Here is a 25,240-nt window from a genome sequence, read left to right as displayed (position 1 = left end):
GGTCAGCCCGCGTGGACGTGCGGGTCGCGGTCCTCGACGACGTACGTCGCGCGGGTGCTGATCGGTGCGTCGGGCGTCTCGACGTACGGCACGACGCGGTAGTCGTTGCGCCACTGGTGCTGGTCGACGGTGACGCGGGAGTAGCCGCGCTGGGAGTTGAAGAACTTCATGTGCGGGTTGGCCGCCAGGAACTGCTTGCCCTGGTCGGTGATGTCGGCGCCGTTGCCGCCGCTGGTGATCGACGTACCGACGAACTCGGTGCCGACCGCGGGCGAGTCCGGGTTCGCGTAGTCGCGCTTCAGCTCGAACGCGTAGTTCTGGTGCCGGTCGCCGGTGATCACCACCAGGTTGCGGACACCGCTGTCCTGCGCGGCCGCCAGCACCTTGTTGCGCTCGGCAACATAACCGTCCCACGGGTCCAGCCAGACGCGGGTCTCGGGCCCGGGCGTCCAGTCGGTCTGGCCCATCGGCGCTTGGTTGCCGAGAATCTGCCAGCGCGCGTGCGAGGTCTTGAACCCGTTCAGCAGCCACTCGCGCTGCTTGCCGCCGAGCATCGTGTTGTCCGGGTCGAACCGGTCGTCGCACGTGGACGAGTCGCCGTCACCGCACGGCTGGTCGGAGCGGTACTGCCGGGTGTCCAGCATGGTGATGTCGGCCAGCCGCCCGTACTGGATCCGCCGGTGCAGGCGGACGTCGGGGCCGGACGGCATCTGCTCGTGGCGCAGCGGCATGTTCTCGTACATCGCCTGGAACGCGGCCGCGCGCCGGGCCCGGAACACCACCGGGTCCTGGTCCGGCTCGGTGTCCTTCTGGGACAGGTCGCCCGCCCAGTTGTTCTCCACCTCGTGGTCGTCGATCGTGTGGATCCACGGGTGCGCCGCGTGCGCGGCGTGCAGCGGGGCCTCGGACTTGTACAGCGAGTACTGCAAGCGGTACCGCGCGAGGTCGAACGTCTCGGTGTGGAACCGCGGGTCCGTGGTCACGCCGCGCCGGTTCGTCTTCACGCCGGACTCGTACAGGTAGTCGCCGAGGTGCACGACCAGGTCGAGGTCCTCGTTCGCCATGTGGCCGTACGCCGTGAAGTACCCGTCCTGCCAGGCGTTGCACGACGCGAACGCGAACCGCAGCTGCCGCGGCTGCGCGAACGGGTGCGGCGTGGTCCGGGTGCGCCCGGTCGGCGAGACCTGGCCGCCGGTGCGGAAGCGGTAGTAGTACACGTGGTCCGGCTGCAGGCCGCGGACCTCCGGGTGCACGGAGTGGCCGAGCTCGGGCGTCGCGATCACGCTGGAGCGCCGTACGACGTGCCGGAAGTTCTCGTCCCGCGCGAGCTCGTACTCGACGCGGACGGGCTTCGCGGGCATTCCGCCCTTCCCGTCGACGGCGTACGGATCGGTGGCGAGCCGCGTCCACAGCACGACACTGTCGTACTGCGGGTCGCCCGACGCGACGCCCAGCGTGAACGGGTTGCCGGTGCCGGACGGAGCGGCGTGCGTGGTCGAGGCGTCCCAGGCCCCGGTGCCGAGCAGTACGGCGGCGCTGCCCGCACCCCCGTACCCGAGAAAACGACGGCGAGAAACGGACATGGTTCCTCCAGATGAAGGCGGTCAGGTGGGGAAGCGGTGTCAGTGTTCAATCGGCGGGTGGCGGCGGCTTGGCGAGGAGGTTAACGGGGCTGTTCGGTAAATTAACGGCCCGGCACGGTACGAACCGTCGATTCGCTAGGCTGGCCCGAATTGCCGACTGACGGGGAGCTGAGTGATGGCGTACGAACCGTGCCGCTACGCGCGCCAGTGGCCGGAGCTGTTCGATCAACTCGACGACGACCAGAAACAACGGGTCAGCGACGCATTGGCGAACAACCGCCTGGAGGGCTGGCAGCCCGGCCGCGACGACGTCTCCGACCTGGTCGACCGCGAACTGGGCCGCATCGACACCGCCGAGTACATCCGCCGCACCCTCTCGAAGGTCACCGGCGGCGAGACGCCCGCGTGACCGAGGAGGTCTCCGAGACGAAGCAGCGCTGGAACGCCTACCTCTGGGAACCCGGCGGCTGCCTGCGGAACAAGCTCGACATCAAGAACCCGCTCGAGCTGCACTTCGCCGAGTACGCGCTGCGGGCCAACCGGCAGGCCGAGATCGACCGCGGTGAGGTCGACATCCCGCGCACGTACGACGCCGCGCACGTGAAGGCGATCCACAGGCACCTGCTCCAGGACGTGTACGACTGGGCCGGCGAGTTCCGCACCGTGGACATGAACAACCGGGGCCAGCACTTCGTCCCCGCTGAGCTGCTCGACAAGTGGACCGACAAGGTCGGCGCGCGGGTCAAGGACAAGGACTGGTCGACGATGTCGCGCGAGGAGTTCGTGCAGGGCATCGCCGAGGTGTACAGCTACCAGAACCTGACGCATCCGTTCCGCGAGGGGAACGGCGCCACGGCCAAGGTGTTCGCGCAACATGTCGCCGAGATGTCGCCGTACCGCCTCGACTTCGACCGGGTCGAGCGCGACGAATGGAACGCGGCCTCGCGCGCGGCGTACCCGCCGGACCTGGAGAAGAGCTCGGATCCGGACCCGAGCAAGTTGTACGCCGTCTTCGACAAGATGACCGTCGAACGCGGGTCCGTGCTCCGCGCCGACCCCGAGCTGGCGGCGGCGCTGCAGCTGCAGAACTCGACGTACGCCGGTGTGGACACCCGGCCCGCGACCGGAATGGGTGAGCGGCGCGACACGCACGGGATCGACCGCGAAGCCGAGCAGGAGGCCGAGCGCGACGGCTGAACCCTTCTCCGCTGCAGGACGGGGCTTGGCGTCGGCGCGTTTGGGTGGATGGGCGAAGTCCCGCCTCGTCCCGGCGGTGCAGGATAGGCGGTATGCAGACCGACGAACGGATCCGCCGTGCCCGCCCCGACGACATCCCCGCGATCGTGGAGCTGGTGTACGCGCTGGCGGAGTACGAACGTGCCCCCGACGAGTGCCACCTGACCGCGGAACAGCTGCAGACCGCACTCTTCGGCGACACCCCCGCCGCCTTCTGCCACGTCGCCGAACACGAAGGCCAGGTCGCCGGCTGCGCGATCTGGTTCCTCAGTTTCTCCACCTGGCGCGGCGTCCACGGCATCTACCTCGAAGACCTCTTCGTCCGCCCCGAAACCCGCGGCACCGGCCTCGGCAAGGCCCTCCTGACCGCCCTCGCCCAGGAATGCGTCCGCAACAACTACGAACGCCTCGAATGGTCCGTCCTCAACTGGAACACCCCCGCCATCAACTTCTACAAATCCCTGGGCGCCAAACCCCAAGACGAATGGACCATCTACCGCCTCACCGACGAAGCCCTCAGCACCCTGGGCTCATGAGTTTTGGAAGGTAGCGCGCCCCGCGGCACTACGCGCAGCTCCTGCGTCGCCGTGCTGCGCGCCGCTCCCTCCCACCCGGACTGCTTTAGGGCGCTGCGGCCGACTGCACACGCCGGCGTGCGAGGACCGTGCATGCCGAGCGGGCGGGATCGCGCGGGGCGAGCTGGCCCGTCTGGGCACGAGTCGCCGGGCCGCCAGGACCGCACCACACCAGAGTGGGCGCTTCAGCACGCAACGTCATGCGCCGACGCCGTCTCCGGTCAGATCGTCGCTGCAGGTCACGCCGAGGAGCGCCCGGCGGCGGATTGAGACAAGTCCCGGTGTCAGGAGACAAGCCATTGCCTGTCTCCTGACCCCGCGACCTGTCCGGATTGCCCACGGAGGCCGCGACTCGGCACGACCGTCGCCCCGTGCCGGCAGACCTGGACGGGTCGCTCAGCCTGTCGTGTGCAATCGCCCGCGCTCTCGGATGGGCCTCGGCTGGATCATCTACCGCCTTGCCGAGGACGCACTCACCTCACTGAGTTCGTCAGGAACCGCTCCCGTAACTCGGCGAGTAACCGCGTCTTGTCAGTGAACGGGCCCGTTGCCAGCCAGACCGTTTCGACCGCGGCCCTGAACGGGTCCTCGTTGAACGTGGCGGTGACCACCGTCGACGTGTTGTCGAAGGGATCGCGGTCGTCGAACCACCCGTGTACCTGATCGACGAACTGGAAAACGGTCTCACCCGGCTCCGCGTCCGGGTCGACCGGTGGTGGCGGTCCGTTCAGGGTCTCGAGCCAATCGGCGCCACGGTCCATGCGATCCAGGACGCCGGCGATCCGCTCGTCGTCGTACCCGGCCTCCTGGCAGGCGCGTCGCGCGGCCCACCGGGCGATCGAGCGCAGGGTCTGCGGCTCCGTCTGCTCGAGCCTGTCCACCACATCCCGGTCCAACTCCGACAGTTCGCGGGCGTAGCGGGTGCGCTCGAGCCGCTCAGTCGGTAATGCCCCGCCCCACGCGGCCACCCGCTCGGCAAGCCGTTGTGCTTCGGCCTGTCGCGCCTTCTCCCGTTTCCTCTCGGCGAACTGGGCAGGCGTCGGCTGCTCGCGGGCGAACTTGTGCCGGTACGCCGCCTGCCGGCTCGTCTCCTTCACCACCCGATCCGGCGCGGGCCGCGCCGGCCAGAACTGCAGCAGGTACCGATCGACCAGCGGCTCGTCGTCCATCGGCGGCCCGGCTTGATGGCCGGCGTCCATGCCCCACGCGGAGTACCGGACCCGGTAGTCCACCCCCGGCTCGAGCTCCAACGGCCACGGACCGCCGCTGCCACCCCAAGTGACCAAGGCGGCTTCGCCGATCGGCCGGTACGACGCCTCGACCACATCCTCCGCGCTGTACTCGACCGACGGCATCCGCTCGTGCAACTCGACTGTGAAGCCGACCTGCCCGGTGTGCAGCCCGGTCATCAGGAACAGACTCCCCTCAACCGCGGCACCGCACAGCCCGTTGCGCTGACCGGCGAAGCACTCCCCGAGGTCGGCGAAGTCCGCTCCGCTCTCCACATAGATCTGTGCGTAGGCAACCCACGCGGGCCCGGTCATCAACGTGCGCATGAATGAATCCCCCCAGGATCGTTCGCACCGGGCTCCTTTCAACCACATTTCGGCTGAACACGCCATTCGGCAACTGATGTCAAAAGTGGCAATCAGCCGAAACCGGGGAGCCAGAACGGCCCGGATCCGACAGGATGGTCCGGCATCTGTTCCGGAGTGGTGGGGATCGCGGCGATGACTGGTGAGTTGCGGGAGACGGAAGTCGACGGGGTTCCCGTCTTCTGGGTGCCGGGTGAGCGCCGGATGCGGGGCAGCCTCTGGTTCCGGGTCGGGCTGGCGGACGAGTCGCTGCCGCGGCACGGCTGGTTGCATCTGCTCGAGCACCTCGCGCTGCACGACCGCGACTCCATCCGGGCGCCGATCAACGGGTGCGTCAGCATGTTGCACACGAGCTTCGACATCGAGGGTGAGCCCGACGACATCGCGGCGTTCCTGCAGCAGCTCTGCGGTTGGCTGAGCGCGCCGGACTTCACCGATCTCGAGCATGAGCAACGAGTACTTCGGGCCGAGAGCGCCACGCGACGTCCCGGTCCGGTCGACCTGCACATGTTGTGGCGGTACGGCGCCCAGGGACCCGGGCTCGTCGCGTACGACGAGTACGGGTTGCACACCGCCGACCCGGAGCGGCTGCGCTCGCTGGCGGCGCAGGCCTTCGCGCGCGGGAACGCCGTACTCGCGCTGACCGGTCCGCCGCCGGCAGGGCTGCGACTGCCTCTGGGCGACGGCTCGCGGTGGCCTGTCCGAGAGGCGATCCCGTGCAAGCAACCGCTGCCGGCAGGCTTCGCGGGACCCCCTGGTGCTGTCGCCCTGTCCGGAGTGCTGCCACGCTCGAACGAGGGTCCTACGCTGGTGCGGTCTCTCCGGCGCGGCCTGGAGGGCGGGTTCCGGCACGGCGCGGGGCTCGGGTACAGCGGCTGGTCGTCGTACGAACTGGTGGACGCGGAGAACGCGATGGTCACCGCCGGGATCGACATCCTGCCCGAGGCGCGTCCGACGGTGACTGCCGAGGTCATGTCAGTACTGCGCCGATTGCGCGATCGAGGCCCTGACCCGACCGATCTCCGCGACGACCTCGAGCAGGAGATCCAACGGGTCAAGGCCGAACCGGCCGAGACCTGGATGCCGTACCTCGCCGCGCGTGAGGCGCTGCTCGGTCGCCCGGTGAAGAGCCGCGACCAGTTGATCGCCGAAGCCGAGGCCACCGCGGTCGAAGGCGTACGCCAGGCCGCGTTCGCGATGTGGAGCAACCTCCTGGTGTCGGTCGATCCCGACGCCGCCACCGATCCGCAGCTGAACTGGTTGAGCGGCCCGCCGCCGGCGCCCTCGGTGGTCACCGGACAGCACTTCAAGCCGGCCGGGTGGCCGGTGACCAAGGGCCGGCTGACCGTCGGACGGGACGCGGCGCAGATCGAGACACCGGCCGGTGAGACGTCGGCGTCGTACGGCGAACTCGCGGTGGTGGTCGCGTATCCGGACGGAGGCCGGCAACTGATCCGGCGGGACGGGTATCAGGTGCAGATCGAACCGGAGTACTGGAAGGACGGCCGGCAGGCGATCCTGGCCGTCGACGCGGCGGTGTCGCCGGCGCTGCGGGTTCCGATGCCGGCCCGCGAGCCCGAGACGATCCCACGGAGCCGGGTGACCCGGCGCGACAAGGCGGAGTACTGGCTGAAGAAGCCCGAGGTCTGGGTGATGGCGGCGCTGCTCTTCGCCGTGATCCTCGCTTTCGCGACGTCGACGCGGATCGACGACCTGCTGCGACGCATCATCGCCACTGGTGTGGTCGCCGGCGTCGTGTTCTACTTCAGCCGCCGCAGGAACTGAGAGGCCCACGATGAGACTCCGACGGCGCAAGGAAACTCAGCCCGAGCTGGTCGCCGACCCATGTCTGGGCGACCCGACGGCACGCCGGCTGTTCGAGGCACTCGCGAAGCGGAACTGGTCCGAGGCGCGTGCCGTCCTCGCCGCGGCGGAGCATCCGGACGATCGGACCTTCTATCTCGAGGTGTGCGGCGCGGTACCCGGCGTACAGAACTGGATCGGTCACTTCGCGGGGGACGACCCGCTGGCGCAGTTGGTGCGCGGCGCGCACGCGGTGCAGTGGGCCTGGGACGCCCGCGGTGGGTACCAGGCGCAGTACACCGCCGAGGATCGGTTCGTCGTCTTCTTCGAACGTCTCCGGATCGCCGAGTCGGCGTTGTACGACGTGGTGCGCGCGGACCCGGACGAGGTGTCCGCATGGGCGTTCCTGATCCGTACCGCGCGCGGTCTGCAACTGCCGCTGGAGGACGGTGAGTACCGGTACGTCGAGGCGACGAAGCGGTTCCCCTTCCACTGGAAGGCGAACTTCGAGTGGATGCAGACGCAGTGTGAGAAGTGGTACGGCAGCGAGGAGCGGATGCATCGGTTCGCCCGCGAGGTCGCCACGCGTGCTCCGGGCGGGAGCATGATTCCCGCGCTGGTCGCGCTCGCCCACCTCGAGACGACCCTGCCGCTGAACGAGCAGCAGCTCACGGCCTACATGACCCGCGCCGACGTCCGCGCCGACCTCCGGACAGCCGCCGGCCACTCCATCTGGCATCCCGGCGCGGTCTTCCGTCCGGACGCACCCCAGGCCCTGAACATCTTCGCGATGGCGTTCACCCTCAGCGAGGACCCGGCCGCCGCGGCCCCCGTCTTCGCCCAGCTCGGCGACCAGCCCACCGCCGTCCCGTGGGGCTACCTACCCGGCTCCTACACCCACAACTTCCAGACCGCCCGCACGCGCGTCACCCAGTCCTGAACCGGCGCAGTCCGGGCCGCGTGGGTTGACCGCTTTCCTTCGCTACGTGCGGCGGTTCTTGGCGGTGTACATGGCTTGGTCGGCCTGGTGGAGGAGGGTGTCGAGGTCGGTGGTGGTGGGGGTGATGGGGACGGTGCCGACGCTGGTGGTGACCTTGACGGCGATGTTGGGGAGGGGGTGGCTGACGGCGGTTTCGAGGCGGGTGATGAGGGTGGTGAGGTCGTCGCCGGTGATGTCCTCGGCCAGTACGGCGAACTCGTCGCCGCCGAGGCGGGCGACGGTGTCGCCGTGGCGGACGGCTGAGCTGAGGCGGGTGGCGATCTCGCGGAGTGCGCGGTCGCCGGCCTCGTGGCCGTAGCCGTCGTTGACGAGTTTGAAGTGGTTGAGGTCGCAGAACAGGAGTGCGCCCGGGCGTCCGGTGGTGCGGGTCTGCTCCAGGACCTTCGTGAAGCGGTGCTGCAGGAGCCGCCGGTTCGGCAGGCCGGTGAGCGGGTCGTGGGCGGCGTGGTGCCGGAGTTCGCGTTCGGCGGCCTTGCGGGCGGTGACGTCGTCGATCTGGACGAGCAGGATCCGCGGCTGTCCGGCGCCCTGCTCGACGAGGGCCGCCGTACCGCCGAGCCAGATCGCGTTCCCGCTCGGCTGTGTGAAGACCCGCTCGAACCGGTAGGTCCCGTTGCGTGCGGCAACTTCCTCCAGCTCGGACCGGGTCTGCTGGGGCTCCTCGTCGCGCAGGAAGCTCGCCAGCCGCGATCCGACGAGCTCCGCCGCGGCGTACCCGGTGATCCGGCAGAAGGCGTCGTTCACGCGCAGGATCCGGCCCAGCTCCGGCCCGTCGAAGGCGACCGTGGCCATCCCGTTCCCGGCGCCCTCGAAGACCATCCGGAACGTCGCCTCGCTCGCCTCCAGCCGGGCCTTCTCGGCGAGCAGCTGATCGGTCAGCCGTGCCTTGTCGATCGCGAGCCCGGCCTGGGTGGCGAAGATCTCCAGCAGTTCCCGGTGGATCGGCCCCGGCCGGCGCTGGTCCTCGGGCAGGTCGACCGAGAGCATTCCGACCAGCTCGCCGTCGGACGAGTACAGCGGCGCGAACAGCGCGTCCAGCGGATGCCACGCGTCCGGCGCGTCGGACACCGGTACGTCGGGAACCCACCCGACCACCTCGCCCTCGGGCAGCCGCTCGTGCGGCACGAACCGGAGCTTGCCCCAGGCGTCCGCGATCGCGAACTCGGCGTCGAACAGGTCCGCCGCGCTGACCTTCCCGAGCAACGCCGCGCGCGCCTCCGGCGACCCGGCGACCGCGATCACCTCGAACTTCCCGTCCGGGTGCCGCAGGTTCAGGACGGCGATCCCGAAGCCGAGCCCGTTCACGACACCGTCGACGACCGCCTGCAGTGTTTCGGACAGGCTCCGCCCGGCCCCCATCCGCGCGCTCACCTCGTACAGGCGACGGACGGCGGACAGCCTGACTGTCGGCTCGTTCCGCACCCGTTGAGAATATGCCGATTTCACCGGTGGTGAGCAGGTGTGCGCACAGGTGACCCGGTTAAGCGTTTGCTGTCACAAGCCTCAGTACCGCAGTTCGGTCAGCCCGCGGTAGCTGCGTTCGGCCGAGTGCCAGGCGTCGGTGGGCTTGTCGTGCTCGACCAGGTACTGCTCCACGCCGCCCGCCTCGGCGTGCGCGAACATCGCGCCGAAGTCCAGCTTCCCGGCCCCGACGTCCTCCCAGGACCCGTCCTCGGCCATGTCCTTGACATGCAGTGCCGGGAACCGGCCGGGGTGTTCCTGGAACAGCTTCGCCGGGTCGTGCCCGCCGTCCACGGCCCAGTACAGGTCCAGCTCGAACCCGAGCAGGTCGGGATCCACGCCCAGCAGGATGTCGTACAGCACCTGTCCGTCGATCTCGTCGAAGTCGTGCCCGTGGTTGTGGAACAGCAACTTCAGCCCGGCGTCCCGCGCCGCCTTCCCCGCCTCCGTGAACGCCTCCGCCGCGGTCCTGAACCCGTCCACCGAGTGCAGCTCGGAAGGAATCGACGGTACGACGGCCCACTGCGCCCCGAGCGTCTTCACGTCGGCCAGCGCGCCGGCCCAGTCGTCGCTCATCCGCGCGTACCCGACGTGTTCGAGCACGATCGCGAGACCGGCGTCGTCCGCGAATCCGCGGATCTCCGCGGCGCTGTGGCCGAACCGCCCACTCACCCCCACGGTCCGGTACCCGATCCCGGCGAGCCGCTTCAGCGTCCCCGGGTAGTCCTCGGCCAGCACGTCTCGCATCGTGTAGAGGTGCATCCCGATACCGTCGGCGGGAATGGTCCGGTCAGTCATGCAGGTAACTCCCTTGTCAGAGGACGTGTTCCTGGTACCTCGCCAGCGCCAGGTCGAAGACCTCCTGTCCCGGCGCGTCCCACAGTTGCTGGTTGAAGATCTCGACCTCGATCGGGCCGTCGTACCCGGCCGCGTCGCAGGCCTCGCGGAGCCGGCGGAGCTCGATCGAACCGTCGCCCATCATGCCGCGCCCGAGCAGCGTGTCCTCGGGCAGCGGAACCACCCAGTCGCTGACCTGGTACGACACGATCCGCTCCCCGGCCCGCTCGATCTGCCGGTAGACGTCCGCGTCCCACCACAGGTGGTACGCGTCCACGATCACCCCGACCTCCGAGGCCGGGAACTGCTCGGCCAGGTCGAGCGCGCCGCCCAACGACGACACCACGCACCGATCCGAGCAGAACATCGGGTGCAGCGCCTCGACCGCCAGCGTGACCCCGCGTTCCCCGGCGTACGGCGCCAGCTCGGCGAGCCCGTCGCGGACCATGCCGCGGGCGCCGTCGAGGTCACGTGATCCGGCCGGGAGCCCGCCGCTGACCAGCACGAGGACCGACGTGCCGATCGTCGCCGCCTCGTCGATCGCGCGCCGGTTGTCCTCGATCTTCGCCTTGCGCTCGGCCGGATCGGTCGAGGTGAAGAACCCGCTGCGGCACAGCGACGACACCTTCAGCCCGGCGTCCGCGACCAGACGCGCTGCCTTCTCTACGCCGTACTCCTGAATCGGCTCGCGCCACAGGCCGATCCACTCCAGATCGGCCTTCGCGCTCGCCCCGACGACGTCCTCGAGCGGCCAGTACTTCGTCGTCGCCTGGTTGAGGCTGTACCGGTTCATGCGTCGATCCCGCTCACGCGCAACAGTTGCCGGAACCGGTCGACGGCGAGCTCGGGATTCGTCAGTACGCCGGCCTGGTCCGCGAGCCGGAACGTGTCCGCCAGATGGGGCAGGGACCGCCCGGTCTGCAATCCGCCGACCATCGTGAACCCGGGCTGGAACCCGTTCAGCCAGGCGAGGAAGGCGATCCCGGTCTTGTAGTAGTACGTCGGCGCGGAGAAGATCTGCCGAGCCAGAGGAACCGTGGGCGCGAACACTCGCTCGTACTCGGCCAGATCACCAGAGTCCAACGCCTTCAGGGCAGCCGCCGCAGCCGGGGCGATCGCCGCGAAGATGCCAAGCAGCGCGTCGCTGTGCCGTTCACCGTCGCCGCGGATCAGCTCCGGGTAGTTGAAGTCGTCCCCGGTGTAGAGCCGGACGCCTTCGGGCAGGCGGTTGCGCAGGGCAACTTCCTTCGACGCGTCCAGCAGGCTGATCTTGATGCCGTCGACCTTCTCGACGTTGTCGGAGATCAGTTCGGCGACGAACGCCGCGGCGGAGTCGAACGATCCGCTGCCCCAATACCCTTCCAGTGCAGGGTCGAACATGGGGCCGAGCCAGTGCAGGATCACGGGCCGGCTGGATTGCGCGAGCAGCCGGTCGTACACCTTGCGGTAGTCGTCGGGTGAGCTCGCCGTGGCGCACAGCGCCCGGCTCGCCATCAGGATCGGTTGGGCGCCAACGTCTTCGGCGACGGCGAGCTGCTCTTCGTAGGCCGCGATCACCGCATCGAGGGCGTAGGCGCCGGCGAGTTGATCCGTGCCGACGCCGACGGCGATCCGGCCGTCGGGAGCCTCGGCCGCGGAGCGGCGGATCAGCTCTTGGGTGGCCTTCCAGTCCAGGCCCATCCCGCGCTGTGCGGTGTCCATCGCCTCCGCGACGGACAACCCGAGCGACCACAGGTGCCGCCGGAACTCCAGCGTGTGCTCCCAGTCGATCACCGCCGGCGCCCCGGGCGAGTTGTCACCCAGCGGGTCGGCGACGACATGCGCCGCCGCGAACGCGAGTCGCGTCGAAGCCGGCAAATAGGTGCCCTGGGCAACCGGTTCGCCGACCAGCCGATACGTCTCCAGGCCGCCCTGGACGGGAAGCTTCAGTTCCATCAGTTCGCCTTCAGGGTCAGCTCAGGGACCTCGAGCTTGCGGCCCTCGTGCCACGACTTCAGGCCGAGCTCGGCCAGCTGCACGCCCTTCGCGGCCTCGACGAAGTCCCAGGTGAACGGCGCGTCGTCGACGATGTGCCGCAGGAACATCTCCCACTGCACCTTGAACCCGTTGTCCATCGGCTCGTTGTCCGGCACGGTCGCCCACTGCTCGCGGAACTTCTCGCTGACCGGGATGTCCGGGTTCCACACCGGCTTCGGCGTCGCGGACCGGTGCTGCACCCGGCAGTTCCGCAGACCCGCGACCGCGGACCCCTCGGTCCCGTCGACGTGGAACTCGACCAGCTCGTCGCGGAACACCCGCGTCGTCCAGGACGAGTTCAGCTGCGCGACGATCCCGCCGTCGAGTTCGAACACGCCGTACGCCGCGTCGTCCGCGGTGGCGGTGTACGTCTCGCCGTTCTCGTCGACCCGCTCCGGGATGTGCGTCGCGCCCTGGCAGTACACGGACCGGACCTCGCCGAACAGCTGGTCGAGCACGTACCGCCAGTGGCAGAACATGTCGAGGATGATGCCGCCGCCCTCTTCGGACTTGTAGTTCCAGGACGGCCGCTGCGCCTCCTGCCAGTCGCCCTCGAACACCCAGTAGCCGAACTCGCCGCGCACCGAGAGGATCCGGCCGAAGAACCCGCCGTCGATCAGCCGCTTCAGCTTCCGCAGACCGGGCAGCGACAGCTTGTCCATCACCACGCCGTTCTTCAGGCCGGAGTCGACGACCAGCTTGGCCAGGTCGACGGCCGCGTCCAGACTCTCGGCGATCGGCTTCTCGCAGTAGATCGCCTTGCCGGCCTCGACCGCGGCGCGGACACCCTTCTCGCGGAGCTGGGTGAGCTGGGAGTCGAAGTAGATCTCGACGTCCGGCGCGGCGAGCGCCTCGGCCAGGTCGGTCGTCCACCGCTCCAGCCCGTACTGCTCGGCGATCCGGCGCAGCTTGAGCTCGTTGCGGCCGACCAGGATCGGCTCGGGGATGATCATCGTGCCGTCCGCGGCCTGGATCCCGCCCTGCTGCCGGATCGCCACGATGGAACGCTCGAGGTGCTGGCGCAGGCCCATCCGGCCGGTGACGCCGTTCATCACGATGCCGATGCGTCGCTCGTTCACAGTCTTGCCTCTCACGCTCAGGATCACGCTTGGGTGTCGTAGATGTCGAGTCGGCCGCACATGCCGTGCCGGCCGAACTCGGTGGGGGTGGGAAGTTCGTGCAGCGCGGCGGACTGCAGGTGCGGCGCCGTACCGGCCTCCAGCGCGTCCAGCGCGGCGCCGGTCTCGTCCGCGAGGCGGCGGGCGCCCTGTTCCCAGCGCTTGCGCCAGTCCGCCAGTTGCGGCCGGACGATGCGGATCGCGGCCGCGTAGAAGTCGTCCAGGGCCGCGGGGCCTTCCGACTCGTACCGTTCCCGCAGTACGGCGTAACCCTGGAGCGCGAGGTCGCGCCGGGCCATCGCGGACGGCGTCCGGGCCTCGCCCTCGCCGGTGAGGGCGGTGGCCCGCAGATACGTCTCGCGATCGGTGAGGTGCTCCGGCGGCAACGTCAGGACGGCGTCGCCGGCTTCGGGGAGACCGGAGTTGGACATCAGGGTGAGGATCTGCAGCCCGCCGTCGTTGACCAGCCGGTGGATCGTCCCGGGGTCGAACCACACCACGGTGCCGGCCCGCAGCGGGGTCTCGGTGTAACCCTGCGCGTTCAGGGTCTGTACGGCGCCGGTGCCGGCGATCACGTAGTAGCCCTCGGAGCAGGCGAGGTGCACGTGCGGCGTACCGCCGACCAGGCCGTCGGGGGCCTCGATGTCGTACACGGTCAGCTTCGAGATGCCGATACCGCCCGGCAGTACCGCCGCCGGTCCGGGCCCGAACTCACACATACGCACCTCCCTCCTGAGCCTTGGAAAGGGCTTTCCAAAGCCTGTGACCGCAACCTTAAGTGGGCGTAAAGGTCCAGTCAACCTGTAACGGAAAGCGATCTCCGACCCCGGCGACGGTGAGGGTGGAACGGCGGGGTCGGCGGCGACGTCGTACTCCGTCGACAAGACAGTCGCCCTCCGGCCGTGTGGCCGGACTCTTGTGGAGGTGGTCATGACCAACAGGATCAGCAGACGCCAGGCCCTGATGCTCGGGGGCGGGGCGCTGGCGGGGACGCTCGGTTCGGTGGCGGCAGTACACGCTGCGTCAGCGGCCGAGCCGGCCGAGGCGGGTACGGCGGCGGCAGGCACCGACTGGTTCCGGCTCCCGATCATCACGGCCAACATCGGTCGCAAGCGCCTCGGTGCCCGGGAGGCCGCGATCCGCGCCGTCCGCAACGGCGATCCGGGGCACCGGCCGCTCGTCGGCTGGCAGGAGATCAGCGAGGGCGACTCGGGCGAGCCGGCGATGATCTCGCGGCACTTCGGTCCCAACTACCGCAACGCGTTCCTGCGTGACCCCGGCTCCTTCAGGGTGCCGATCTCGGTCCCGAGGCAGTGGAAGATCCTCGCCTCGAAGCGGACCTTCGTGCACGGCGGCATCGCCCACGTAACCCCGCCGCGCTGGATCAACGAGGTCATGCTCGAGCACGTCAACCACCCGGGGCTGAAGTTCGCGCTGATCAACTCGCACTACATCGCGAACGCCTACAACGGCGACCGTAAACCGCACCTGCGCGACGAATGGGACCGGCACAAGAAGCTGCACCGCGAGCGCGTGCTGGCCCACCACGCCAAGGGCCATCTGGTGATCTGGACCGCGGACACCAACAACCCCAACTACGACCGGGCGACCGGACAGGACTCCGAGCGCAAGGTGTTTGCCAACGGCATCGACCGGATCAACTGGCTGCCGGGCGACGGCAAGGTCCGGCTGGACCTGCTCGGCAAGAAGATCATCCCGCTGAACGTCGACGGCCACGACGCCCGCCTGGCCCTCTTCCGGATCAGGCTGGCCTGAGAGGGCGTCTGAGAACCCTCCGCCTACTGCGCGGCACTCGGCGGGCACCTCGCCGAGCACCTGCTCGCTACGGCGCAGGGTCCTCAGACGCCCTCTTGACTCGTACCGAGGCGACCGCCTGGGCCCAGGCGGCCCGGCGCCGGCCACGGTCGCCGGCGCCGGGACCCGGCTCGAAGGTCCGGAAGGTCCGCTTGGCGGCCCAGTCGGTCGTCTCGCCGAGCGTGGTCCAGGCCAGCTCGGCCGCCCCCAGCGCCGAGATCTCGGGGACGTCGGCCGCCTCGACGCGATGACCGAGCAGATCGGCCTGGGTCTGCATCAACAGCTCCGACACCGTCGCGCCGCCGTCGGCGCGGAGGCTGCTCACCGCGCCCGGGATGGTGTCCGCGATATCGCAGATCTGGTGCGCGACCGCCTCGACCGCCGCCCGCGCGACATGCGCCCGGGTCGTCGAGCTGCTCATTCCGCTCACCGCCGCCCGCGCCTCCCGATCCCAGTGCGGCGCGCCTAGGCCGGCGAAGGCGGGCACGAGTACGACGCCCTCCGCCGACGGGACCGTCGCCGCCAACGCGGTCAATGCGCCGACATCCGGCAGGCCGAGGAGGTCGGCCGTCCACGCGAGCGCGGCCCCGGACGAGACGATGTTGCCCTCGAGCGCGTACACCGGGCGATCGGTCAGCCAGGCCAGCGTGCACCCGCTCTCGACGAACCCCTCCACCGGCGTCATCACCGACGATCCGGTCCCGTACGTCGCCTTCACCAAACCGGCCCGCGTGCAGCCCTGGCCGTACATCGCCGCGTGCGAGTCCGCGAGGACGGCGACGATCGGGATCCCGTCGCGCACTCCCGGTACGCCGGACGTGGCACCGAACCCGCCGTCCGAGACTCGCACCTCGGGCAACGCGCCCCGCGGCACCCCGAACGCGTCCAGTAGTTCGTCCGACCAGTCCAGGGCTATGAGGTCGTAAAGCAAGGTCCGCGATGCGTTGCCCGCTTCGGTCAGATGCTCGCGGCCACCAGTCAGCCGATGGATCAGCCAGGAGTCGACGGTCCCGACGAGGGCGTCGGATCGGTCCAGCAGCCAGCGCATCTTCGGGGCGGAGAACATCGCGTCGACCCGGAGTCCGGTACGTCGGCGTACCAGGTCGTCGACTGTCGGCGGTAGTTGGGCGCACCAACTAGTGGTTCGAACGTCCTGCCAGCCCAGAACCGGACCGACGGGCTTGCCCGCGGCGTCCCACCCGACGACGGACTCGCGCTGGGTGGAGAGCGCGATGCCGACGATGTCGACCGCTCCGCCCGCGGCGGCCGGAGTGAGGCAGGCGGAGATCGCACGAAGGACGCTCTGCCAGAGGTCCTCGGCGTCCTGCTCGACCCAACCGGGTCGCGGTGTGGACAGCCCGACCGGTGCGGAGCCGGTGGCGAGTACCTGTCCGTCGGCGGCGACCAGGACGGCTTTGGAGTTGGTCGTGCCCTGGTCGACCGCGAGTACCGCCTGGACCATCACGACCTCCAACTTTCAACCGAGCCCTTGACGGGACTCTAGCGCCGTGGTGACACTCAGGGCGACAGCTTATGCACTACTGAATATCTATTCGCAATGAAGGAGACCGCGTGAGGCCGAGCAGACGCCGGGTGATCATCGACACCGATGCCAAGAACGAGGCGGACGACCAGTTCGCGATCGTGCACGGACTGCTGTCGCCGACCTTCGACATCCGTGGCCTGATCCCCGCGCACTTCGGCACCCGCCGGTCGGACCGCAGCATGGCGGAGTCTCGCGAGGAGATCGACCTGCTGCTGGACCTGATGGACCTGACCGGCACGGTGACCGTCGCGGACGGCGCCGCGGCCGGCATCCCGGACGAGCAGACCCCGGTCGACTCACCCGGCGCCCGGCTGATCATCGAGGAGTCCAAGCTCGCGTCGAAGGACGACCCGCTGTTCGTGTCGTTCCTCGGCCCGCTGACCGATATGGCGTCGGCGATCCTGCTCGACCCGGAGCTCGTGCACCGGGACGTGGTCGTGATCTGGATCGGCGGGCGCGGCTACAACGGCTACACGTCGTACCCCGGGATCGAGTTCAACCTGTCGAACGACATCCACGCCGCCAACGTGGTGTTCGGGTCCGGGATGACGGTCTGGCAGGTCCCGAGTGACGTCTACACGAAGGTCTCGGTCAGCTACGCGGAGCTCGAGGAGAAGATCGGCGACGCCGGTCCGCTCGGCAAGTACCTGATCGAGCAGTTGGTCGAGTGGAACGCGACGCACCACCGCGAGCCGATCGAGTCCCGCTCCCTCGGCGACTCGCCCGCGATCTCTCTGATGCTCTACCCGCACAGCGGCAACCTCCGGACCCGTCCGGCGCCGCGCTTCGGTGTCGACGGCTGGTACCTGCCCGGCACCGACAACCCCATCCAGGTCTGCGAGCAGGTCGACGTCCGCTTCCTGCTGGAGGACATGTTCGCCAAGATCCGCCGTTTCGCCGTCAAACCGCCCCACAGCAAGGAGAATCGAAACCATGACTGACATGCCGGTCTTCGGCGCGGGTATCTGGCACTTCGCCACCTACAAGGACCGCTACGCCACCGACGGGTACGGCGAGCCGGTCGGGCTGCTCGAGCAGATCGACCGCGCCGGCGCCGTCGGCGACCTGTCCGTGGTCGACCTGAACTGGCCGTTCGCCGGGTACGACGGAACGCTCGACGAGGTGAAGGCCGCGCTGCAGCGGAACAACCTGAAGGCGATCGCGATCACGCCGGAGATCTACACCCGGGACTTCGTGAAGGGCTCACTGACGAACCCGGACCCGGCCGTCCGCAAGCAGGCGCTGGAGCTGTTGCACCAGGCAACCGAGCTGGCGAAGGACCTGGGCTGTTCGTACGTCAAGCTGTGGCCCGGGCAGGACGGCTGGGACTACCCGTTCCAGGTGAACTACCACGACATCTGGAACCTGGCGCTCGACGGCCTCAAGGAACTGGTGTCCGCGCATCCGGACATCAACTTCGTGATCGAGTACAAGCCGCGCGAGCCGCGGGTGAAGATCATCTTCCCGAACGTCGCCCGGACGCTGCTCGGCATCGAGAAGATCGGCCTGCCGAACCTCGGTATCCTGCTCGACTTCGGCCACTCGCTGTACGGCCAGGAGACCCCGGCCGACGCGGCGCAGCTCGCGATCGACTACGGCCGGCTGTTCGCGATCGACGTGAACGACAACCTGCGCGGCTGGGACGACGACATGGTCGTCGGTTCGGTGCACCTGGTGGAGACGTTCGAGTTCTTCCACACGCTGCGGAAGAACAACTGGGAAGGCGTCTGGCAGCTCGACCAGTTCCCGTTCCGAGAGGACAGCGTCCAGGCCGCGAAGCAGGCGATCACCTTCCTCAAGGCGATCCACCACGCACTCGACGTACTGGACGACGAAGCCCTCGCCGCCGCTCAGGCGTCACATGACGCCCTGGCCGCGCAGAAGCTGGTGCAGAAGGTCCTGCTGAGTTCGATGGCGGAGCTCGCATGACACTCACCGTCGAGCACGCGACCCTTCCTGTGCTCGGGCGACTGCCGATCCACAGCAGCCGCGCCGAGCAGATCGCGCACATCGCCGAGGCCGCCAAGCAGATCCGGATCCAGGACCTGAAGCTGGTCCACCACGCCGGCGCCGGGCACATCGGCGGTGACTTCTCCGCGATCGACATCCTGGCCACGCTGTACGGCGCGGTGCTCGACATCGCGCCCGAGACGGTGAACGATCCCGAGCGGGACCGGTTCATCCTGAGCAAGGGCCATGTCGCGGGCGCGCTCTACACCACGCTGGCGGCGTTCGGCTTCCTGCCGGTTGCGGAGCTCGCCACGTTCCTGAAGCCGCTGTCCGCGCTCAACGGGCACCCGAACCGGAACAAGGTGGCCGGCGTCGAGGCGAACACCGGCCCGCTCGGGCACGGCCTGCCGGTCGCGGTCGGACATGCCCTGTCGGCGAAGCTCGACGTCTCGTTGCGCCGTACCTATGTGCTCGTCGGTGACGGCGAGTTGCAGGAGGGGTCGAACTGGGAGGCGATGATGGCCGCCTCGCAGTACCAGCTGGACCGGCTGACCGTGATCGTCGACCGGAACCGGCTGCAGCAGGGCGCGACCACCAAGGAGACCAACGACCTCGATCCGCTGCCGGAGAAGGCCTCCGCGTTCGGGTTCGCCGTCGTCGAGGTGAACGGGCACGACCACGGCGAGCTGCTGGACGTGCTGTCCGCCGTACCGTTCCGGCCCGGCAAGCCGACGTTCGTGATCGCCCACACGCACAAGGGGCACCCGATCTCGTTCATGAGCAACAACGTCGCCTGGCACCACCGGGTGCCGGACGCGGCGGAGTTCCAGCAGGCGCTGACCGAGCTGGAGAGGCCGCGCTTCACAGGGGAGCTGGTATGACTCTCGTGCACACTTCGATCGCCGACCAGCCGCGGTACGACTGCCGGGACGCGTACGTCGAGACGCTGGCCGAGCTCGCCCACGCCGACCACCGGATCGTTGGCGTGGTCAACGACTCGGTCGGATCGAGCAAGCTGAACAGCTTCCGCAAGGCGTTCCCGGACCGGCTGATCAACGTCGGGATCGCTGAGCAGGACATGGTCGGTGTCGCGTCCGGGCTGGCCAACGGCGGCCGGATCCCGTTCGTGTCGGCGGCGTCCTGCTTCCTCACCGGCCGGGCGCTCGAGCAGATCAAGGCCGACGTCGCGTACTCGAACACCAACGTCAAGCTCTGCGGGATGAGCCCCGGCGTCGCGTACGGCGAACTCGGCCCGACACACCACTCGATCGAGGACATCGCGTGGCTGCGCGCGATCTCCAACATGACGATCATCGTGCCCGCCGACCCGATCGAGACCGCGGCCGCGCTGCGCTGGGCGGCCGCGTCGGACGGGCCGGTGTTCATCCGGGTCAGCCGGATGAGCGTGCCGAAGATCTACCCGGAGGACTACGAGTTCGAGCTGGGCAAGGCGATCACGGTCCGCGAGGGCAACGACGTGACCCTGATCAGCAACGGGACGGTGTTGTGGCGGGCACTCGCCGCCGCCGAACGGCTCGCCGAGGAAGGGATCTCGGCCCGGGTGCTGTCGATGCCGTCGGTGAAGCCGCTGGACACCGACGCCGTGGTCGCGGCCGCGCGGGAGACCGCGGGCATCGTGACGGCCGAGGAAGCGGTGGCCGGTGGCGGTCTCGGCGGTGCGGTCGCCGAGACCGTCGTACAGCAGCATCCGGCCCGGGTGTCGATCCTCGGGTTCCCCGAGTTCGCCCCCACGGGGTCGGCCGGCTACCTGCTGGACCGGTACGGCCTGTCGCCCGCGGGCATCGCGGACGCCGCCCGCAAGCTGGTCACGACAGGTACGTGACCAGGTCGGCGATCGAGATCATCGCGAAGCCATGGACGTCGGCGAACGTGCGCAGGTCCGCGCCCGCCATCAGCGTGCCGTCGTCGTTCATGAGCTCGCCGATCACGCCGACCGGCGGCAAGCCGGCCAGCCGGACGAGTTCGACAGTGGCCTCGGTGTGACCGGGCCGCTGCCGGACGCCGCCGTCGACGGCCCGCAACGGCAGGATGTGACCGGGCCGGATCAGGTCCGTGGGCTGCGCCGAGGGATCGGCCAGCACGCGGACGGTCCGGGCCCGGTCCGCGGCGGAGATACCGGTTCCGACCCCGGTCGCGGCGTCCACCGAGACGGTGTACGCCGTGCGCAGGTTGTCCTGGTTGTCCGGCACCATCAACGGCAGCTCGAGCCGGTCGAGAATCTCCGCCGCGGCGGGTGCGCAGACGTAGCCGCTGGTGTGGCGGACGAGCAGTGCCATCAACTCGGGCGTGGCGAGACTGGCGGCGAACGTCAGGTCGCCCTCGTTCTCGCGGTCCTCGTCGTCGACGACCACGACAGGGCGTCCCGCGGCGAGCTCGGCGACGGCGCGTTCGATGGTGTCCAGGCTGGTCACGGTGGTCATTCGTTGTCCTCTCGGCAGCGCACTCAACGGCACTCCGGGGCAACGACAAGCCTCACGACCCCTGCGAGAACAGGAGACGTGAAACTGCCACGTGCGTCTTCCCATCCGGACTTTCACCGTCGGTCCCGGAGTTCCACCGGGTCAACCGCTCCTCCTCGCGGAGTCACGGGTCGCGGACTGTCACCGCCGGCTCGGAATTTCACCGACCCCAGAGCACGTGTGTTCTTTCCACCCTCAGCTTAACGGCAACCGGCAGCCCACGGGTGTCGCGTCCATCTCATATAGTCCTTAGTCCGGATCGTTGCGAGGGGGTCGAGGTGAACGCGAACCGCGCGGTGCGCCGGCCGGGGCTGGACGAGCTGCGGCTGCTCGCGAAGGTGGCGCGGATGTACCACGAGAAGGGCATCCGCCAGCCGCAGATCGCCGCCGAGCTGAACCTGTCCCAGGCGCGGGTGTCGCGGATGCTCAAACAGGCCGTCGAGGTCGGCATCGTGCACACCGTGGTGACCATGCCGAGCGGCGTCCACAGCGACCTCGAGGACGAGCTGCAGGGCCGGTACGGGCTGCGGGACGCGGTCGTCGTCGACACGATCGGGGCCGGCGACGAGGTCCTGCCCGCGCTCGGCTCGGGCGCCGCGGCGTACCTGGACATGACGCTCACCGGCGGCCACGTGGTCGGGATCTCGTCGTGGAGCGAGACGCTGATCAGCGCGGTCGACCGGATGCCGCGCAAGAGCGTGCCGGTGGTGGACAAGGTGGTGCAGATCGTCGGCGGCCTGGGGGACGCCGCGGTGCAGATGCAGGCGACCCGGCTGACCGCGCGGTTCGCCGAGCTGACCGGCGGGATGCCGGTGTACCTGCCCGCGCCCGGCCTGGTCGGAACACCCGCGGTCCGCCGCGCGATGATGAACGACGTGTCGGTTCGCGACGTTCTGGGCACCTGGGGACAGCTCACCGACGCCCTGGTCGGGATCGGCAGCCTCGAGCCCTCGCCGCTGCTGCAGCGCAGTGGGAACGCGGTCGCGGAGGCCGACCAGGACGAGCTGCGCAGGCTCGGAGCCGTCGGGGACGTGTGTTTCCGGTTCTTCGACGAAGAGGGAAAGCTTGTGCGCTCGACGTTCGACCAGCGGGTCATCGGGGTGACCGCGAAGGAGTTGCTGGCCGTGCCCCGGCGGATCGGGGTCGCCGGCGGCGAACGCAAGTACTCCGCGATCCGGGCCGCACTGCTCGGCGGCTGGGTGAACATCCTGATCACCGACCTGGCGATGGCGCACAGACTGCTCGATGGAGCCTGACGAGCAGCGGGAGGTCTACGCCACCATCGACCTGGCCTTGCGGGTCGGTGAGGTGCTGCTGTCCAGCGGCGCCGGTACGGCGGACGCCACCGCGACGATCCTCGGCGTCACGGCTGCGGGCGGACTGCGGGGCTGCGAGGTCGACATCACGTTCACCTCGATGGCCGTCTCGTACCAGGCCGCGCCGGACGTCGCGCCCGAGACGCACATCCGGCTGGTCCGCTACCGGTCCCAGGACTTCTCCCGGCTGACCGACGTCGACCGCTTGGTACGGCGGTACGCCCGGGGTGACGTGACGCGTGAGGAGGCCTCGCGTGAACTCGCCCGGATGACGTCCGCCGGACCGCCGTACCCGCGCTGGACCGCGGTCCTCGCGTGGGGCGTGATGGCCGGTGGCGCGACGCTGCTGCTCGGCGGCGGCTGGCTGATCACGCTGCTGGCGGTGCTGACCGCGGTCGTGATCGACCTGAACAACCGGTGGTTCAACCGGCAGCGGCTGCCCGCGTTCTACCAGCAGGTCGCCGGCGCCTTCGTCGCGACCGCGGTCGCCCTGGTGCTGTACGCCGTGCACGCGCCGGTGAAACCGTCCCTGGTCATTGCCGCCGGCATCATCATGCTGCTGGCCGGGATCGCCCTCACCGGTGCCGTCCAGGACGCGATCACCGGGTACTACGTGACCGCGGCGGCCCGAAGTCTCGAGGCGATGCTGCTCACCGGCGGGATCATCGCCGGTGTCTCGCTCGGCCTCGCGCTGGGCCTGAAGTTCGGGCTGAACGTCGGTGTCGAACCGCAGGCGATCCAGTTGGCGGATCTCCCGATCATGGTGATCTCCGGCGCGGTGATGGCGGTCGCGTTCGCGTACGCGTCGTACGCACCGCTGCGCGCGCTGCTGCCGGTCGCGGTGATGGGCGCCCTGGCGTCGCTGGTCTTCACGCTGATGACCAGGGCGTCCTTCGGCCCGGCGTGGTCCACGGCGGCCGCGGCCTTCGTCGTCGGCCTGGGCGGGTACTCCGGTGGCCGGCGGACCGGCGTACCGCCGCTGGTCGTGGTCGTGGCCGGTTCGATCCCGTTGCTGCCGGGACTCACCATCTACAAGGGTCTCTACGAGCTGATGGCGCTCGGCAACCTGATCGGCATCGTCAGCCTCGCCACCGCGGTCGCGATCGGCGTGGCACTCGCCTCGGGCCTGATCCTCGGCGAGTACGTCGCCCAGCCGATCCGCCGCGAGGCCCGCCGCCTCGAAGACCGCCTGGCCGGCCCCCGTCTCGTCGGCCCCCGCCGCCCGATCCGCCGCCGTTCCGGGCCTCGCCGTACCCGCCGCCGACGCGGCGCGGCTTAGCGGATCTCCTCCAGCGCCACGTCGTCCAGCTGCAGCCACACGTCCTGGCCGTGGCCGAAGAAGCCGCCGTACAGCTGGATCAAAGACTCCTGACCGGCGTCGAACTCGACCGAGACCTTCGTGTACTGCGGATGCGCACCGCCGGACTGTTGCGCGATCGTGCGTCCACGCAGCGTGCGGACGCCGAGCATCGTTTCGTTGTTGTTCTCCGCCGTCCGGATCCACGCCGACAGGCGGTAGCGGTGATAGGGGCGCACGGCAACGGTCTGCTGGAGTTGATGAGTGCCGATCGAGCCGCGGACAAAGGCGTTGTTGGTGCCGCTGTGACCGAGGTTCGTGCGGTCGATCCCGCCGGTGCCGCTGAGTTGCCATGGCGCGGTCGGCGTACCGGTGGTCTGGGCCTCGAAGCCGGGATCGGTGACCAGGTTGGTGACCTGGCCGTCGTCGGTGAGCTTCGTGCGCATCAGGAACACGTTGTACGGATCCCACTGCGACATGGTGAAGTACAGGTCGGGGCCGGACGACCAGGGGTGGATGAACGATCCGTAGAGGCCCGGGTACTCGGTGCCCTTGACCACGACCTGTTCACCGCTCCACGGGCCGGTGAGGCTTTCAGCCGAGCGCAGTACGATCGCGGCGCGGTGCTCGTCGAGGTACAGCATCAGCCATTTGCCGGTGTACGCGTTCCACTGCACCGAGACCTCGCCGATCGGACCGACCGCGATCGGTACGGCGGACGTCTCGTGCGGCGACCAGGTCCGGCCGTCCCAGTAGCGCCACGCCTTCTTCTGCAGTACCTGCTGCTCGGGCACCCTGGCGAGGTGCGCGCTGCCGAAGCGGCCGTTCGGTGTACCGACCATGTAGACGTAGCCCTTGTCCTTGACCAGGGCAACCATCTGGAACTTGTCGTCCCAGGCCTCGGTGTTCTGCCAGCGGGCGTCGGGGTCCTTGGTCCAGGTCTCGCCGTTGTCGTCGGAGTAGGCGAAGCCGGAGTAGTTCGTGAACCAACTGCCGGCCGGGCCCCAGTAGTTGACCGACATGTACTGCACGTACTGACGCTTGCCGACCGCGATGCCGCCGGTCGGGATCACCGTGTGCTCGTCACGGTCGATCTTCTTGCAGGGCAGGAACTCCTTGGCGTGTCCGGGCCGGTCCTCGGCCGCGGAGTCGAGCGACATGCCGTCGGCGAGGTTGCGGTCCTTGCTGCGGAACAGCAGGTTGCACCGCCAGTCGATCGTCGCGGGGTCGCCGGCGCCGCCACCCGGCCCGGTCCAGCCGCTGCCGTAGCTGTCGCCGAACGCGGTGAGGATCTCGCCGGATCCGTTGTCCCACAGGACCCCGAGGTCCGTCGCCTTCAGCGCGAAGCGCGCCTCGGTGTCGTTGATGGATCCCGGCCCGGTCAGTTTCGCGATGCGCTCGACCGGCGCGGGTACGGCGATCCGCGCGCCCTGCCGGTCAGCGGACGCGGCTTGCGCCGCCGGGGACTGTTCGGTGGGCACCACGGCCGCTCCGATCAGGGCGGGCAGGACGAGCATCCATCGTTTCCGCATCAGGGTCTCCTCGGGCGGGCAGAGAACTCGCTCCAGAAATCGATTTCCGCACACGTTATCCGTGGACTGTCGAGACGGTC

The 25,240-nt window shown here is 69.3% G+C and carries 22 protein-coding genes, 1 pseudogene and 1 riboswitch; of the genes and pseudogenes, 12 read left to right on the top strand and 11 right to left on the bottom strand.

The features are described from left to right. Positions 1–2 precede the first annotated feature (2 nt). Complete coding sequence (locus BJY22_RS04205) at positions 3–1,583, bottom strand: alkaline phosphatase D family protein (RefSeq protein ID WP_167203842.1); 1,581 nt, start codon at positions 1,581–1,583, stop codon at positions 3–5. Between the two features lie 175 nt (positions 1,584–1,758). Here BJY22_RS04205 and BJY22_RS04200 point away from each other — a divergent pair, with 175 nt between their 5' ends. From BJY22_RS04200 to BJY22_RS04190, 3 genes are all read left to right on the top strand, one after another. After that, positions 1,759–1,992 carry an antitoxin VbhA family protein gene (locus BJY22_RS04200; RefSeq protein ID WP_167203841.1) on the top strand — a complete coding sequence of 78 codons (234 nt, stop codon included), beginning with the start codon at positions 1,759–1,761 and terminating at the stop codon, positions 1,990–1,992. Further along, on the top strand, positions 1,989–2,780 hold the full coding sequence (locus BJY22_RS04195) for a Fic family protein (RefSeq protein ID WP_167203840.1): 792 nt from the start codon (positions 1,989–1,991) through the stop codon (positions 2,778–2,780). The genes BJY22_RS04200 and BJY22_RS04195 overlap by 4 nt, the downstream gene beginning before the upstream one ends. Positions 2,781–2,872: 92 nt before the next feature. Continuing rightward, positions 2,873–3,355: a GNAT family N-acetyltransferase gene (locus BJY22_RS04190; RefSeq protein ID WP_167203839.1), complete on the top strand. Its 483-nt coding sequence runs from the start codon at positions 2,873–2,875 to the stop codon at positions 3,353–3,355. Between the two features lie 512 nt (positions 3,356–3,867). Here the strand turns inward: BJY22_RS04190 and BJY22_RS40945 are convergent. Continuing rightward, a complete protein-coding gene (locus tag BJY22_RS40945; RefSeq protein WP_202890986.1) occupies positions 3,868–4,950 on the bottom strand; it encodes a hypothetical protein in 1,083 nt (360 codons plus the stop codon). Positions 4,951–5,124: 174 nt separating this feature from the next. Between BJY22_RS40945 and BJY22_RS04180 the strand changes: the two genes are divergently transcribed. Together BJY22_RS04180 and BJY22_RS04175 are read left to right on the top strand one after the other, a co-directional pair. Continuing rightward, the gene (locus BJY22_RS04180; protein ID WP_167203838.1) at positions 5,125–6,774 is read left to right on the top strand and encodes a peptidase M16 family protein; all 1,650 of its coding nucleotides are present in this window, start codon (positions 5,125–5,127) and stop codon (positions 6,772–6,774) included. Positions 6,775–6,784: 10 nt separating this feature from the next. Beyond that, positions 6,785–7,732, top strand: coding sequence for a hypothetical protein (locus BJY22_RS04175; RefSeq protein WP_167203837.1), 948 nt, complete (start codon positions 6,785–6,787; stop codon positions 7,730–7,732). 42 nt (positions 7,733–7,774) lie between these two features. Here the strand turns inward: BJY22_RS04175 and BJY22_RS04170 are convergent, their stop codons facing one another. The 6 genes from BJY22_RS04170 to BJY22_RS04145 form a co-directional block, all read right to left on the bottom strand. Beyond that, positions 7,775–9,214 (bottom strand): diguanylate cyclase domain-containing protein, encoded by a 1,440-nt coding sequence (locus BJY22_RS04170; protein WP_167203836.1) that lies wholly within the window; start codon positions 9,212–9,214, stop codon positions 7,775–7,777. Between the two features lie 81 nt (positions 9,215–9,295). Beyond that, positions 9,296–10,051, bottom strand: a complete 756-nt coding sequence (locus BJY22_RS04165) for a sugar phosphate isomerase/epimerase family protein (RefSeq protein WP_167203835.1) — start codon at positions 10,049–10,051, stop codon at positions 9,296–9,298. 16 nt (positions 10,052–10,067) lie between these two features. Then, positions 10,068–10,883 carry a sugar phosphate isomerase/epimerase family protein gene (locus BJY22_RS04160; RefSeq protein ID WP_167203834.1) on the bottom strand — a complete coding sequence of 272 codons (816 nt, stop codon included), beginning with the start codon at positions 10,881–10,883 and terminating at the stop codon, positions 10,068–10,070. Beyond that, entirely contained in the window at positions 10,880–12,025 is a 1,146-nt protein-coding gene (locus tag BJY22_RS04155) for a dihydrodipicolinate synthase family protein (protein WP_167203833.1), read from the bottom strand. The genes BJY22_RS04160 and BJY22_RS04155 overlap by 4 nt, the downstream gene beginning before the upstream one ends. After that, positions 12,025–13,200 carry a Gfo/Idh/MocA family protein gene (locus tag BJY22_RS04150; protein ID WP_337758159.1) on the bottom strand — a complete coding sequence of 392 codons (1,176 nt, stop codon included), beginning with the start codon at positions 13,198–13,200 and terminating at the stop codon, positions 12,025–12,027. The genes BJY22_RS04155 and BJY22_RS04150 overlap by 1 nt, the downstream gene beginning before the upstream one ends. Positions 13,201–13,208: 8 nt before the next feature. Further along, positions 13,209–13,943 carry a cupin domain-containing protein gene (locus tag BJY22_RS04145; protein WP_167203832.1) on the bottom strand — a complete coding sequence of 245 codons (735 nt, stop codon included), beginning with the start codon at positions 13,941–13,943 and terminating at the stop codon, positions 13,209–13,211. Between the two features lie 211 nt (positions 13,944–14,154). Here BJY22_RS04145 and BJY22_RS04140 point away from each other — a divergent pair, with 211 nt between their 5' ends. Further along, a complete protein-coding gene (locus BJY22_RS04140) occupies positions 14,155–15,000 on the top strand; it encodes a hypothetical protein (protein WP_167203831.1) in 846 nt (281 codons plus the stop codon). A 67-nt stretch (positions 15,001–15,067) separates the two neighbouring features. On the opposite strand, the gene BJY22_RS04135 is transcribed toward BJY22_RS04140, so the two are convergent. Then, on the bottom strand, positions 15,068–16,501 hold the full coding sequence (locus tag BJY22_RS04135) for an FGGY family carbohydrate kinase (protein WP_167203830.1): 1,434 nt from the start codon (positions 16,499–16,501) through the stop codon (positions 15,068–15,070). Between the two features lie 110 nt (positions 16,502–16,611). Here BJY22_RS04135 and BJY22_RS04130 point away from each other — a divergent pair, with 110 nt between their 5' ends. Genes BJY22_RS04130 through BJY22_RS04115 form a run of 4 tightly spaced genes read left to right on the top strand, consistent with a single transcriptional unit; the run spans position 16,612 to position 20,378 of the window. Continuing rightward, positions 16,612–17,526, top strand: a complete 915-nt coding sequence (locus BJY22_RS04130) for a nucleoside hydrolase (protein WP_337758158.1) — start codon at positions 16,612–16,614, stop codon at positions 17,524–17,526. Further along, on the top strand, positions 17,519–18,514 hold the full coding sequence (locus tag BJY22_RS04125) for a sugar phosphate isomerase/epimerase family protein (RefSeq protein ID WP_167203829.1): 996 nt from the start codon (positions 17,519–17,521) through the stop codon (positions 18,512–18,514). Before BJY22_RS04130 ends, BJY22_RS04125 begins: the two co-directional genes overlap by 8 nt. Continuing rightward, the gene (locus BJY22_RS04120) at positions 18,511–19,416 is read left to right on the top strand and encodes a transketolase (RefSeq protein ID WP_167203828.1); all 906 of its coding nucleotides are present in this window, start codon (positions 18,511–18,513) and stop codon (positions 19,414–19,416) included. The genes BJY22_RS04125 and BJY22_RS04120 overlap by 4 nt, the downstream gene beginning before the upstream one ends. Then, a complete protein-coding gene (locus BJY22_RS04115; protein ID WP_167203827.1) occupies positions 19,413–20,378 on the top strand; it encodes a transketolase family protein in 966 nt (321 codons plus the stop codon). Before BJY22_RS04120 ends, BJY22_RS04115 begins: the two co-directional genes overlap by 4 nt. Here the strand turns inward: BJY22_RS04115 and ribB are convergent. Then, positions 20,371–20,976 (bottom strand): annotated as a pseudogene (ribB, locus tag BJY22_RS04110) (3,4-dihydroxy-2-butanone-4-phosphate synthase); the annotation flags it as partial. The gene BJY22_RS04115 and the pseudogene ribB overlap by 8 nt on opposite strands. Positions 20,977–21,063: 87 nt before the next feature. Continuing rightward, a riboswitch (FMN riboswitch) is annotated at positions 21,064–21,197 on the bottom strand. 96 nt (positions 21,198–21,293) lie between these two features. On the opposite strand from ribB, the gene BJY22_RS04105 reads away from it, so the two are divergent. After that, on the top strand, positions 21,294–22,271 hold the full coding sequence (locus BJY22_RS04105) for a sugar-binding domain-containing protein (protein WP_202890985.1): 978 nt from the start codon (positions 21,294–21,296) through the stop codon (positions 22,269–22,271). Beyond that, positions 22,261–23,610 (top strand): threonine/serine exporter family protein, encoded by a 1,350-nt coding sequence (locus tag BJY22_RS04100; protein ID WP_167203825.1) that lies wholly within the window; start codon positions 22,261–22,263, stop codon positions 23,608–23,610. The genes BJY22_RS04105 and BJY22_RS04100 overlap by 11 nt, the downstream gene beginning before the upstream one ends. Here the strand turns inward: BJY22_RS04100 and BJY22_RS04095 are convergent. Then, positions 23,607–25,160 carry a DUF4185 domain-containing protein gene (locus BJY22_RS04095; RefSeq protein ID WP_167203824.1) on the bottom strand — a complete coding sequence of 518 codons (1,554 nt, stop codon included), beginning with the start codon at positions 25,158–25,160 and terminating at the stop codon, positions 23,607–23,609. The genes BJY22_RS04100 and BJY22_RS04095 overlap by 4 nt on opposite strands. Positions 25,161–25,240: the final 80 nt, after the last annotated feature.

This window comes from Kribbella shirazensis, assembly GCF_011761605.1.
GTDB lineage: Bacteria > Actinomycetota > Actinomycetes > Propionibacteriales > Kribbellaceae > Kribbella > Kribbella shirazensis.
Note: the sequence above shows the minus strand (reverse complement) of the source record. Positions and strands in the feature narration are given on the sequence as shown.